The following is a 12787-nucleotide window of genomic DNA, read 5'->3' as shown; positions in this document are numbered from 1 at the left end:
TGCAAACACATTGGAGCGCTCGGGACTGCGGGTTATGCGTAATCTTCGATCGACGGGCAAGCGCAGACCAGATTGCGGTCGCCGAACACGTTGTCGACGCGACCGACCGGAGGCCAGTATTTGCCTTCGATCAGCGAAGCAACCGGGTACACCGCCTGCTCGCGGCTGTACGGGTGGCTCCACTCGCCAACCAGCTCCGCCGCCGTGTGTGGGGCATTTTTCAGCGGGTTGTCGTCTTTGTGCAGCGCGCCGCTTTCCACCGCGCGGATCTCTTCGCGGATCTTGATCATCGCGTCGCAGAAGCGGTCCAGTTCTTCCTTGGATTCGCTCTCGGTCGGCTCGATCATCAGCGTGCCCGCCACCGGGAACGACATGGTCGGCGCATGGAAGCCGAAGTCGATCAGGCGTTTGGCAACGTCATCGACGCTGATGCCGCTGGTTTCTTTCAGCGGACGCAGGTCGAGGATGCACTCGTGTGCAACCAGATTGCTGCTGCCGGTGTACAGCACAGGGTAGTGCTCTTCCAGGCGGCGGGAGATGTAGTTGGCGTTGAGAATCGCCAGTTGCGAAGCGCGTTTCAGGCCTTCGCCGCCCATCATGCGGATGTACATCCAGGTGATTGGCAGGATGCTTGCGCTGCCGAACGGTGCCGCGCAGACCGCGCCTTCCTTGCGCTCCATCTTGCCGTGACCCGGCAGGAACGGCGCCAGGTGGGATTTCACGCCGATCGGGCCAACGCCCGGGCCGCCACCACCGTGAGGAATGCAGAAGGTCTTGTGCAGGTTCAGGTGAGAAACGTCACCGCCGAACTTGCCCGGTGCGCACAGACCGACCATGGCGTTCATGTTGGCGCCGTCGATGTAAACCTGACCGCCGTTATCGTGGATGATGCCGCAGATCTCGCGGATGCCTTCCTCGAACACACCGTGGGTGGACGGGTAGGTGATCATCAGCGCGGCGAGGTGTTCGCGGTGCTCGATGGCTTTGGCGCGCAGGTCTTCGATGTCGACGTTGCCGCGCGCATCGCAGGCGGTCACGACGACGCGCATGCCGGCCATGTTGGCGGTGGCCGGGTTGGTGCCGTGGGCCGACGACGGGATCAGGCAGATGTCGCGACGGTCATCGCCACGGCTCTGGTGATACGCACGAATGGCCAGCAGACCGGCGTATTCGCCTTGGGAACCGGCGTTCGGTTGCAGGGAGATCGCGTCGTAACCGGTGGCGGCACACAGCATCGCTTCCAGTTCGTCGGTCAGTTGTTGGTAGCCGGCGCTTTGCTCGGCCGGCGCGAACGGGTGCAGGTTACCGAACTCGGCCCAGGTGACCGGGATCATTTCGCTGGCGGCGTTGAGCTTCATGGTGCACGAGCCCAGCGGGATCATGGTGCGGTCCAGCGCCAGGTCCTTGTCAGCCAGGCGACGCAGGTAGCGCATCAGCTCGGTTTCGGAGTGGTAACGATTGAACACCGGGTGACTGAGGATCGGCGACTGACGCTTCAGTTCGGCAGGCAGGCGCGCCTCGACGCTGGCGGCCAGCGCGGCGAAGTCAGGCAGGCCCTGGCCCTCGGCGGCGAACAGTGTCCATAGCGTTTCGACGTCGGCTTGTTGAGTGGTTTCGTCCAGCGACAGGCCCAGACGTTGAGCGTCGACTTCACGCAGGTTGATCTGCTGAGCGCGCGCCTTGGCGTGCAGTTCGGCGGTCTTGGCGCCGGTGTCGAGGGTGATGCTGTCGAAGAAGAAGGCTTGTTCGACGTTTTGACCCAGCTGGCTCAGACCTTCGGCGAGAATCGCGGTCAGGTGATGCACGCGGTTGGCGATGCGGGTCAGGCCGCGCGGGCCATGGTAAACGGCGTACATGCTGGCGATGTTGGCGAGCAGCACCTGCGCGGTGCAGATGTTGCTGGTCGCTTTCTCGCGACGGATGTGTTGTTCGCGGGTCTGCATGGCCAGACGCAGCGCGGTCTTGCCGAAACGGTCGATCGACACCCCGACCAGACGGCCAGGCATGTCGCGCTTGTAGGCGTCTTTGGTGGAGAAGTAAGCCGCGTGCGGGCCACCAAAGCCCAGCGGCACACCGAAGCGTTGTGCGCTGCCGATGGCGACGTCCGCGCCGAATTCGCCCGGAGGCGTCAGCAGGGTCAGGGCCAGCAGATCGGCAGCGACGGCCACCAGGGCGTTGGCGGCGTGGAAGCGTTCAACCAGTTCGCGATAGTCGAACAGGTCGCCATTGCTCGCCGGGTATTGCAGCAGGGCGCCGAAGAATTCGCTGACATCGGTCAGTTGGCTTTCGTCCGCCACGACCACTTCGATGCCCAGCGGCTCGGCGCGAGTGCGCAGCACGTCGAGGGTCTGTGGGTGGCAATGCGCGGAGGCGAAGAATTTGTGGCTGCTTTTGTTCTTGCTCAGACGTTTGCAGAAGGTCATGGCTTCGGCGGCCGCAGTGGCTTCGTCCAGCAGCGAGGCGTTGGCAATCGGCAGGCCGGTCAGGTCGCTGATCAGGGTCTGGAAGTTCAGCAGCGACTCCAGACGACCTTGGGAAATTTCTGGCTGATACGGGGTGTAGGCGGTGTACCAGGCCGGGTTTTCCAGCAGGTTGCGCAAGATCGGCGCCGGCGTGTGGGTGTTGTAGTAACCCTGGCCGATGAAGGTCTTGAACAGTTGGTTCTTGCCGGCGATGGCTTTGATGTCAGCCAGGGCGTCAGCTTCGCTTTGACCGGCAGACAGGCCCAGTACGGTGGTGCCTTTGATGGATTCCGGGATGACGCTGGCGCTCAGGGCTTCCAGGGAGTCGAAACCCAGGGTCGCGAGCATCGCTTTCTCGTCGTCGGCGCGCGGGCCGATATGACGGGCGATGAACTCGTTGGCGGTGCTCAATTCGATACGGTCAGTCATTGCGCGTTCCTCAGGCTTCGGCGTTGGCTTTGATCAGGCGGTCGTAGGCGTCCTGATCCAGCAGTTGGCCGACAGCGGCGGCGTCGGAAGGGATGAAACGGAAGAACCAGCCCTGGCCCATTGGGTCTTCGTTGACCAGTTCCGGGTTGGCGTCCAGCGCCGGGTTGACCTCGACGACTTCACCGTTGAGCGGCATGTACACGCCGCTGGCGGCTTTCACCGATTCAACGGTGGCGGCTTCGGCGCCCTTGTCGTAGGCCTGCAGCTCAGGGAGTTGTACGAAAACCACGTCACCCAGTGCGTCCTGCGCGAAAGCCGTGATGCCGACCGTGACGCTGCCGTCTGCTTCGGCACGCAGCCACTCGTGATCTTCGGTAAAACGCAAATCGCTCATGCAAACTCCCCTGAATGAAAAATCGCTCGTCGATGGCGCGAGCGTGATGGGCAGATGCATAGCAAGTTTGCGGCCAAGGTTGCTCGAAGGCCGTAGATCAAGGGTTTCGGCAGGTTTCGGGATTTTTTTGCAAGGTATGGGTGTAGCGAAATCGCTACAGATATTCCGGGTTTGAAAAGTGTTGTGTGATCAACGCCTTGTCGGATGGGGATATGCGCAGGTCGTAACGGTATCGTTCCGGTGTATCGAATTCATTCCGCTGGCCAGATCAGCTTTTCGTTGAAATCCCGTACTTGCGCAGTCGATGGGCGATGGCCGTGTGGGACGTTTGCAAGCGGGCGGCGAGCTGGCGGGTCGAGGGGTAATGGCTGTAGAGCTTTTCCAGCAGGGATTTCTCGAAGTCTTCGACGGCCGCTTCCAGGCTTTCAATTTCGCCATCGTTCTCTCGCGCCACCGACGTGCCCGCGATGTCGAGATCACCGATGTCCACCAACGCGCTCTCGCAAATGGCCGCTGCGCGAAAGATCACGTTCTGCAACTGCCGCACGTTGCCCGGCCAGCGGTTGCCGAGCAGGGCAGGGTACGTACCTGGCGCGAGGCGACACACCGGGCGCTGAATCTGTGTGCAGGCCTGTTCCATGAAATAGCGCGCGAGCAACAGGATGTCCTGACCGCGCTCTCGCAGTGGTGGAACTTCCAGGTTCAACACATTCAGACGGTAGAACAGGTCTTCACGGAACGTGCCTTCGGCAACCATCTTTTCCAGGTTGCGGTGGGTCGCGCTGAGTATGCGTACGTTAACCTTCACTTCCTTGTCGCCGCCCACGCGGCGAAAGCTGCCGTCGTTCAGGAATCGCAGCAGCTTGGCCTGGAGGTACGGTGACATTTCCCCGATCTCGTCGAGAAACACCGTGCCCTGGTTGGCGAGCTCCATCAGGCCGGGCTTGCCACCCCGTTGCGCGCCGGTAAAGGCGCCAGGCGCGTAGCCGAACAGTTCGCTTTCCGCGAGGTTTTCCGGCAGTGCCGCGCAGTTCAGTGCCAGGAACGGTGCGCCGTTGCGAGCGCTGACGGCGTGGCAGGCGCGGGCAACCAGCTCTTTACCGGTGCCGGTTTCGCCCTGGATCAGCAAGGGCGCATCGAGTGCGGCGACCCGCTGGGCGCGAGCTTTGAGTGTGCGGATCGGTGCGGAATCGCCCAGCAGTGCATCGAAGCCTTCAGCGTGATCGTGGTGCAATGCCGACAGCCGCTCTCCGATGCGACTGGGCAAGTACAGCGTCAGCAGCGCGCCGGCGTCAGTGATCGGCGTGGCATCCAGCAGCAAAGCTTCGCCGTTCAGCGTGACCTCGCGCAGTGGCAGTCGAAAGCCGTTTTCCAGCAACGCGGTTTGCAGGGCAGGATCGGAAAACAGTTCGCCGACCGATTCGCCCGCCGGCTCTCGACCGTAAAGCGCCACGAGCGCCGGGTTCGCCAGCAGAACATGGCCTGCACTGTCCAGCGCCAGCACCGGATCGGTCATGGCGGCGAGCAAGGCATCCAGTTGGAGGTGGCGGCGCTGACCAGGAAGGATGTCGACCACGGTGATCGCTTCCACGCCGCGCACGCGAAACAGCCGGTCCTTGAGCTCTTCGAGGACGTCGTGGCTGAGGGTCGGCGCGTCGATATAGACGTTGGGTGGCACCATTTCCACGGCATCGAGGTTCAGATTCCGGCCGCCGAGGATCGCCAGCACTTCCTGGGTGATGCCGACGCGGTCGATGAACGTAACGTGGATGCGCATGGGGGGCGGAGAGGTTCGGGCGGAAGACGGGGGCGATTATGCCAGTAAATGGTGGTATCTCGCGCTACAGCGCTGACGCCTCAGGAACCCGGACGCTTAAAAAATCTGTGGGAGCGAGCTTGGTCTGGGCCGCATCCGGACGAATGGCGGTACCACTGACGCATCTCTGTAGGCCCGGCCTACGCATTCGTCCGGATGCGGCCCAGACCAAGCTCGCTCCCACAGGTTTTGTGAAGTTCTAGGAGTGAATTACTCCAAATGCTCCGGCTTCACCGCGTCGCCCGATTTCATGTCGAGTTTGTGGCGAATGTCTTCGAACATGTGGTCGTACTCGGTGTGAACCGTGTGAAGCTCGATGTTTCTCGGCAGACCGTGTTTTTCGGCGATGCGCGAAGCCTCACTGGCAAAGTTATAAGCCAGGTCCTTGGGCAGGTCGAAGGTTTCGTTAAAGGGCTTGCCGTTGATGTCGCCGTCCATCGTGAAGTGCATGCCTGCACCCGAGTCGGTCTGGCTCACTTCATAGCGGATATGAATGTCGTAACCGACATCGTCGGGCTGCAAGGCGGGGCGGGCGATGTGCAAATGACCTGGCTCGAACATGTGACTGCTCCTTCAGAAATCAATGACGGTAAGGAGCAGACCGTGTGCCATCGCATGGGTTCAGCGCTGGCCTGGAGACTCCGGGCATTCAGCGTTCTGTGCACCCGGTTCCGGTCGGGACCAGATCCACAGGTTGACCAGCACCATGCCGGCCACGGCGAAGTAAATCCACCAGTTGTGCTTGAGCACGACCAGCATCATCACGGCGCAGATCAGCATGGTGACGGTTGCGCTGATTTTCGCGCTGCGTGCGATGAGCTTGCCGTTACGCCAGTTGCTCAGCATGGGGCCGAACAGGCGGTGATTGTCCAGCCAGGCGCTCAAACGCGGTGAGCTTTTGGTCGCGGCCCATGCGGCCAGCAGGATGAATTCGGTGGTGGGCAGCCCTGGAATGAAAATCGCGATGATGCCGATGGCGAGGCTGACGTAGGCCAGGATGCCAAACAGGATGCGGGACAGTTTGCTGCCTTGGGGGGTACTGGTCATGAGTCTCGGGTACTGCCGGGTAAAGAAATGCGTCGAGGGTTCATCCCCCTCGAAAAGGCGCCCAGCTTAACAGCGCCGGGCGCAAAAGGCGTGCGTTCAGGCAGGCTGCGCTTCGGCAGCCGACGTATAGGCATGCTCCAGCAGCACGTTGAAACGTTCGAACGCGGCGATGGCGCCTGTGTCGATCTGGCGTTCCTGTTCCTCGTTGAACGGCAGATCGTCGAGGATACGAATGAAGCGCTTCCAGCCGTCGGCTCGGCCGCCAGCGGGTTCGCCCAGATGACGGGCGCCGAAGGTCTCACTGAGGTTCAAGGCCACGGCGCGTTTGATCAGGTACGCCGCGCCCAGCTTCGAGCCTTCCGACACGAACAGCCAGCCCAAGGCTTCGGCCAGCGGAGGGTGATTGACCGAGCCGGCGACAGTGCCGGGAATCGGCATGCCCAGGTCATTGAGGTCGGCCTTTGCCTGTTCCGCACGGCAACGCTCGGGCAGGTCGGCGATCAGTTCGATCAGTTGAGGATCGGTGTACAGCGCCTTGAGCTCTTGCTGAAACAGATACTGCGCGCTCAGGAAGCGGGTGTAACTGGCCAGTGATTCGAACGGCGCGTTGGCCTTGACTGCCTTGTCCAGTTGCTCGTGCGGGGCGTGAGTGATCTGGTTCAGACGCTGGGAGCGACGAATGGGGGCTTGGGACATGTGTCTTCCTTGGAAAAGAGGCGTTTGTTAACGAGACGAGTGAGCGCCGTTTGTGAGTAAAAAAATACGACGCACCCCTGTAGGAGCGAGGCTTGTCCCGCGATCGGCTGCGAAGCAGTCGTGACGCCTGCGCCCCGTTAGTGCTTAAACACCGCGTGCTCAGGTTTCGCTGCCGGTTCCCGGCAGATCGCGGGACAAGCCACGCTCCTACAAAGGGGTGGCTTTCATTTCAGTTAGATATCCCACACCAGATTGATCGCGACGTTGCGGCCCGGCTGGGTCAGGCGGTCCAGGCTGGCGGGTGCGGTCACGCCGGCTTCGCCGACACCGTCGTAGCCGCGCACGTCATCCCACAGCCAGTATTTCTTGTCGGCGAGGTTGTACAGGCCGCCGCTGACGGTCACGTCGTCGGTCACTTTGTAGAAGCCGGTCAGGTCCAGCAGACCGAAACCCGGTGTCTTGAACTGGGTGGACGAACCGTCCGGCGCATGGAAGTTGGTGTCGTCCACTCGGGTCTTGCGCTTGACCAGCGTCCAGCTCAGCAAGCCGCCGTACTTGTCCTGGTCATAACCCAGACCAAACACGCCGGTCAGTGGGTTGACGCTGTTGATCGGCTGGCCGGTGTCGTCATTGCGACCGTACAGGTAGGCCAACGAGCCTTGGGTGTAGAGGCCTTGCGGTGCACCGAAGCTGTCCAGGTTCAGGCGACCTTTAAGCTCCACGCCTTTGATCGTGGCGTGTTTGATGTTGTTGGACTGGAACACGGCCTGAGTCGACGTGGCTGGCTGGATGGCGTCTTCATTAATGAAGTCGCGGTATTTGTTGTAGAACACTGCAACGTCGAACGAGCCCTCGTCGAAACGCCCACGCAGACCGGTTTCGTAGCTCTTGCTCTTTTCCGGTTCGAGGTTGGGGTTCGGTTCGACGATGTAACCGGTATTCAGGTTCTCGAAGCGGCCATACAGTGCTTTCGCGCTCGGTGTGCGGAAGCCTTCGGCGTATTGGCCGTACCAGGTGTAGGCGTCGTCGATCGCGTACGTCACGCCCAGTTTGGGCGACAGGCGATGCCACTTCTTCTCTTTGTCGTTGAACTGGTCCTTGCTGGTCAGGCTGACGGCGCGCAGAAACTCGTCGGTGGCGTGCGGGTTGAGCGTGGTGTAGTCATAGCGCGCACCCGGCATGAAGGTCCAGTCGCCCCACTTGATCTGATCCTGAGCGAACAGCGCGTAGGTGTTGATCGTCGGATCCGGGAAGTCGCTGTTCGGCGCCAGGCTGTCGGACGCCGTCGGGCTCGTCGCTCCGATGGTGCGGCACGTGCCGAGCACGGCAGCGCACGTTGCGGTGCCGCTGCGTTCGCCGGTGACTTTCTGTTGCTTGATCGTGGTGCCGTAGGTCAACAGGTGCTCGGTGTCGGCGATACTGAAAGCCTTGTCGAGCTGGGCGTCGAAGATCCACTGGCGCTCTTTGTACGTTGTATCGCGCGTACGCCAGACATCCCGGCTGCCCGGCACATACCGCTCGATCGTGTTCTGATCGGTTTTGGCGATCTGGTAATTCAGGGTCCACTTCACGTTGTCGATCAGCAGGCTGTCCAGCGCAAAGGTGTTTTCCAGTCCGAAGCGCTCGCGCGTAATGACATCGTTGCCTTCGCGTCCCCGATAGAAACCGAAACCACGACCGCTTGTGAACGGCCCGCCCACCGCGCTTTTCTGGTTGGTGTGCGTGTCGTCCTTGTACTTCTCGTAGGTGAAGGCCAGACGGTCGTTGTCGCCATAGTTCCAGCCCAGCTTGGCCAGCACATTTGTAGCGCGGATGTCTTCAGGGTTGGCGGCGGTGCGGCTCAGGCCGGTGCCACCGTGTTCGCCATAGGATTCCGTTTCGCGGCCATTGCGCTGGCTGACGTGCAACAAACCGTCGAAATCGCCTTCACGGCCTGCCACCGTCGCTGAGTTCAGCCAGCTGTCGTCCGCCGAGCTGTAACCGGTTTTCAAGCGCGCGCCGACGTCACGGCCGGGCTTGATGATGTCTTCCGGGTCGAGTGTGTAGTAGCTGACCGCACCACCGATCGCGCTGCTGCCGTACAGCGCCGATGCAGGGCCGCGCAGGATCTCGACGCGCTTGATGATTTCCGGGTCGACGTAATTGCGATGGGTGCTGGCGTAAGGCCCGGAGAAATAGTTGTCGGGCACTTCGACGCCGTCGACTTGCGTGAGGATCCGGTCGCCGTCGATGCCGCGGATGTTGTAGCCGCTGGTCCCCGCACGTTGACCCGCGCCGCCTACGGACACACCGGGTTCATAGCGCACCAGATCACGAATGGTGTTGACGTTCTGCCGATCCAGTTCCGTCCGGTCGTGTACGGTGACGGTGCTGGGAACCGAGTCCACCGATTGCGCCTGCCGTGTTGCGCTGACCGTCACTTGCTCCAGCGCCAGGGCGCCGGAACTGCTGCGTTTTTCCAGCACGACGTTGTTATTGCCGAGGCTGCGGTAGTTCAGGTTGCTGCCCGCAAGCAGGCGCTCCAGGGCTTTTTCTGCGGACATCGTGCCGCTGACGCCGGGCGACGTCACGTTCTGCGCCAGATCCGACGCCATGCCGACCTGCCAGCCCGTGATCTTGCTGAATTCGTTCAGCGCAGACACCAATGGTTGCTGGCTGATCGAGAACGGGTAGCTGCCTGCAACGCGTGCCGGCTGTTCGGCGGCGGCGATAGGCGCGCTGTGAAGGCCGGCAGAGAATACGGCAACGGTCAGCAGCGAGAGGGTGAAATGGCGGGTGGTTCGCGGCGATTCGGATGTGGCGGGGGTGAACCTGGACGGCATTGATAGCGCTCCCTGTCATACGGGTCGTTATAGTGTTGGCAAGTGTTTTGTTAATAGGAATCACTTGCATTGGCTATAACGAGACGTACGACGTACGGCTATCGCGTAAAAATAATTGACCTCAGTTCAAAATGACCAGCGCGGGCAGCTCGTGCAGGCGTGCGGAGGTGATGTGTGCCAGCGAGCGCACTACGTCGATCGGGTTGTCCAGACGGTAATTGCCGGTCACGGCGACCTGATCCAATCGTGCATTGGCGTTGACGATCCAGCCCGGGTAGTAGCGCCGCAACTCGGCCAGGACTTCGCTCATCGGGCAGTTATCGAAGATCAATCGTCCTTGAATCCAGGCCAGATCCTTGTTCTGGTCGACTTTTTCCCGATGGCCAACGCCATCAGGCCCTACCCGCAGGCTGTCCCCGGCGCCAAGGCTGACCTGGGAACGACCTGGGATCGCCTGCACATTCACCGCGCCGCGCTCGACCTGAATCTGCGCCACGCCGTCCAGGTAGCGGACTGCGAACGCGGTGCTGCTGGCGCTCATACGCACCGGACCGGCTTCGACTTCCAGCGGCATACCCTTCGCTGTCGGGACTTCGAAGAAGGCTTCACCTTGATAAAGCCGGGCGACGCGCTGGCGGTCATCCAGTTCGCTGGAGAACGCCGATCGGGTATTGAGTAGCACCTTCGAACCATCCGAAAGCTCCAGCCGCTGGCGCTCTCCGGCCACGGTCAAGTGGTCGGCTTTTAATCGCAAGGGCAGGTCGCTGAAGTTGAAAAGCCCCAGCAGCAACGCCGCCGCAGTGGCCAATGGCACCCAATGTGGGCGCAGACGGCGCAGCATCGAAGGCTTTTTCGGCGCGGCCAGCTGTACGGCCGCGTCCAGCACCGGCTGAGAATTCCAGACGGCCTCGGCCCTGACGAAGGCTTCGCGGTGAGCAGGGTCGGCCGCCAGCCAGTCCTGAAAGCGGGCCTGCTGCTGTGCGTCGGCATCGTCCAGTTCGATCAGCCAGTTCAGGGCCTGATCCATGGCGCGTTCATTCAGCGCGTCGGCTGCCTGACCGGGGTCAGGTGAGTGAGAGTCCGTCAAGGAGCGTCCTCGGGTACACGGTTTGGGGCGGAAGTTTAGCGCTTACAGTCGCTGACCGGCCGCCGGGTTTCTTATCGTTTGGATCAAGCCGCTCTCATCAGCGCTCGAGTCGGGCTGCGACGCCGACGCAAATCGCCATGATCAGCTTGAGTTCCTTTTGCACGGTGCTGGCCGACACGCCCAACTGCTCGGCGATCTCCAGGTAACTGGCACCGTGAAGCCGACTCAACGTGAAGATTTTCTGTTGCCTGGGCGTGAGTTTTTCCAGGCTGGCGCTCAGGCCTTCCAGCAGACGATTGGCATGGGCTGCATCCTCCAGCGCAGCGTCGGGCGCGACCACATTGTGGATGTCGGCAATAGGCGCATCGTCGACGATGGTGCGCGAATGGATTCGGTGGGCGCGTAAGTGATCCAGCGCCAGATTGCGTGCGGTCTGGAAAACGAAAGGCTCGAGATGAGCGATGGCGCGTTCACCCAGCGCACGGGTCACGCGCAGGTAGGTTTCCTGCAGCAAATCTTCGGCGGTACTGGGGTTGCGGACCATGCGCTGCAGCGTGCGTAGCAGGATCGTTCGTCGTGCGAGGAAAACGTCGTTGAAGTGAGACTGACTCACAGGGATACCCAACCAGAAGTTCAGTTAATGATAATGCTAATCATCTGCTTCATTGGCAAGGTGGAAAGTTGCAAAGGAAATGTAAAGGCAGGTACGGCGAGGCTGTCTACTGTGGGAGCGAGCTTGGTCTGGGCCGCATCCGGACGAAGAAGCCGGAACCTCCTGCACATTTGCTGCGACTGGACTTCAGCATTCGCGAGCTCGGTCTGGGCGCATCCGGACGAAGAGGCCGGTACATCCTGCACATCTAGTGTGGCTGGACTTCAGTGTTCGTCCGGATGCGGTCCAGACCAAGCGCGCTCCTACAAAGGTTACTCGGCGTTCATCAGCGCCAGGCAGTTATCCAGCATGCGGTTCGAGAAACCCCACTCGTTGTCATACCAGGCCAACACCTTCAGCAGGCGACCGCTGACTTTGGTGTGGTTGGCGTCGAAAATCGATGACAGCGGGTTGTGGTTGAAGTCGTGGGACACCAGCGGGAGGGTGTTGTAACCCAGGATTTTCGAGTGCTGTGCCGCTTCTTTCATGATCGCATTGACCTCATCGGCCGTTGCATCGCGCTTCAGCTGAATGGTCAGGTCAACCAGCGACACGTTGATCACCGGTACGCGCACCGCCATGCCGGTCAGTTTGCCGGCCAGTTCTGGCAGCACCAGGCCCACGGCTTCAGCTGCGCCGGTCTTGCTCGGAATCATCGATTGGGTCGCCGAACGCGCGCGGTACGGGTCGGTGTGGTAGACGTCGATCAGGTTCTGGTCGTTGGTGTAGGCGTGGATCGTGGTCATCAGACCGCTCTCGATGCCCAGCTCACGGTTCAACACCTGCGCCACAGGCGCCAGGCAGTTGGTGGTGCACGACGCGTTGGAAATCACTTGGTGCGACTGACGCAGCACATCGTGGTTGACGCCGTAGACCACGGTGGCGTCGGCGCCTTTGGCCGGGGCGGAGATGATGACCTTCTTGGCGCCTGCAGTGATATGGGCCGCCACCTTGTTGCGGTCGGTGAACAGACCGGTGCATTCGAATACGACGTCAATGTTCAAGGACTTCCACGGCAGCTCGGCCGGGTTGCGGATGGCGCTGACCGAAATACGGTCACCATTGACGGTCAGACTTTCCTTGTCGTGCTCCACTGTGCCGTCGAACGGGCCGTGAACGGTGTCGTACTTGAGAAGGTGGGCGTTGATCTCGCTGTCGCCCAGATCGTTGATGGCGACGACCTGCAGGTCCTGACGGTAGCCTTGGGTATAGAGTGCGCGTAGGACGTTGCGGCCGATTCGGCCAAAGCCATTGATTGCGATGCGGAGAGTCATACACCCGTCCTCAGTGAATTTGTTGTTGGAATTACAAGATTATTCTCATAAAAATAGAAAACAAGCCTTTTTAGTGGCAGTATTTTGTTTTATCTACAAATAGAAACC

General features: G+C 61.1%; 10 protein-coding genes. All 10 read right to left on the bottom strand.

Going from position 1 to position 12787, the window contains the following annotated elements; all coding sequences use genetic code 11:
• Positions 1–32: 32 nt before the first annotated feature.
• Positions 33–2891, bottom strand: a complete 2859-nt coding sequence (gcvP, locus tag ABDX87_RS09070; RefSeq protein ID WP_346832558.1) for an aminomethyl-transferring glycine dehydrogenase — start codon at positions 2889–2891, stop codon at positions 33–35.
• Positions 2892–2901: 10 nt separating this feature from the next.
• Positions 2902–3285, bottom strand: coding sequence for a glycine cleavage system protein GcvH (gene gcvH / locus ABDX87_RS09065; protein ID WP_074753791.1), 384 nt, complete (start codon positions 3283–3285; stop codon positions 2902–2904).
• A gap of 268 nt (positions 3286–3553) precedes the next feature.
• The gene (locus ABDX87_RS09060; RefSeq protein WP_346832557.1) at positions 3554–5062 is read right to left on the bottom strand and encodes a sigma-54-dependent transcriptional regulator; all 1509 of its coding nucleotides are present in this window, start codon (positions 5060–5062) and stop codon (positions 3554–3556) included.
• Between the two features lie 249 nt (positions 5063–5311).
• On the bottom strand, positions 5312–5662 hold the full coding sequence (locus tag ABDX87_RS09055; protein ID WP_346832556.1) for a DUF5064 family protein: 351 nt from the start codon (positions 5660–5662) through the stop codon (positions 5312–5314).
• A gap of 60 nt (positions 5663–5722) precedes the next feature.
• Positions 5723–6148: a YbaN family protein gene (locus tag ABDX87_RS09050; RefSeq protein ID WP_431061221.1), complete on the bottom strand. Its 426-nt coding sequence runs from the start codon at positions 6146–6148 to the stop codon at positions 5723–5725.
• 96 nt (positions 6149–6244) lie between these two features.
• On the bottom strand, positions 6245–6844 hold the full coding sequence (locus ABDX87_RS09045; RefSeq protein WP_346832555.1) for a biliverdin-producing heme oxygenase: 600 nt from the start codon (positions 6842–6844) through the stop codon (positions 6245–6247).
• Between the two features lie 233 nt (positions 6845–7077).
• On the bottom strand, positions 7078–9666 hold the full coding sequence (locus ABDX87_RS09040) for a TonB-dependent receptor (RefSeq protein ID WP_346832554.1): 2589 nt from the start codon (positions 9664–9666) through the stop codon (positions 7078–7080).
• A 121-nt stretch (positions 9667–9787) separates the two neighbouring features.
• Complete coding sequence (locus tag ABDX87_RS09035; protein ID WP_431061220.1) at positions 9788–10753, bottom strand: FecR family protein; 966 nt, start codon at positions 10751–10753, stop codon at positions 9788–9790.
• 97 nt (positions 10754–10850) lie between these two features.
• Positions 10851–11366 carry an RNA polymerase sigma factor gene (locus ABDX87_RS09030; protein ID WP_346832553.1) on the bottom strand — a complete coding sequence of 172 codons (516 nt, stop codon included), beginning with the start codon at positions 11364–11366 and terminating at the stop codon, positions 10851–10853.
• 311 nt (positions 11367–11677) lie between these two features.
• Positions 11678–12679, bottom strand: a complete 1002-nt coding sequence (gene gap, locus ABDX87_RS09025; RefSeq protein WP_346832552.1) for a type I glyceraldehyde-3-phosphate dehydrogenase — start codon at positions 12677–12679, stop codon at positions 11678–11680.
• Positions 12680–12787: the final 108 nt, after the last annotated feature.

The organism is Pseudomonas abietaniphila (genome assembly GCF_039697315.1).
Classification (GTDB): domain Bacteria; phylum Pseudomonadota; class Gammaproteobacteria; order Pseudomonadales; family Pseudomonadaceae; genus Aquipseudomonas; species Aquipseudomonas abietaniphila_B.
Note: the sequence above shows the minus strand (reverse complement) of the source record. Positions and strands in the feature narration are given on the sequence as shown.

Coding starts and splice junctions, on each gene's coding strand:
- gcvP (WP_346832558.1), bottom strand. CDS start 2,891: ATGACTGACCGTATCGAATTGAGCACCGCCAACGAGTTCATCGCCCGT.
- gcvH (WP_074753791.1), bottom strand. CDS start 3,285: ATGAGCGATTTGCGTTTTACCGAAGATCACGAGTGGCTGCGTGCCGAA.
- ABDX87_RS09060 (WP_346832557.1), bottom strand. CDS start 5,062: ATGCGCATCCACGTTACGTTCATCGACCGCGTCGGCATCACCCAGGAA.
- ABDX87_RS09055 (WP_346832556.1), bottom strand. CDS start 5,662: ATGTTCGAGCCAGGTCATTTGCACATCGCCCGCCCCGCCTTGCAGCCC.
- ABDX87_RS09050 (WP_431061221.1), bottom strand. CDS start 6,148: ATGACCAGTACCCCCCAAGGCAGCAAACTGTCCCGCATCCTGTTTGGC.
- ABDX87_RS09045 (WP_346832555.1), bottom strand. CDS start 6,844: ATGTCCCAAGCCCCCATTCGTCGCTCCCAGCGTCTGAACCAGATCACT.
- ABDX87_RS09040 (WP_346832554.1), bottom strand. CDS start 9,666: ATGCCGTCCAGGTTCACCCCCGCCACATCCGAATCGCCGCGAACCACC.
- gap (WP_346832552.1), bottom strand. CDS start 12,679: ATGACTCTCCGCATCGCAATCAATGGCTTTGGCCGAATCGGCCGCAAC.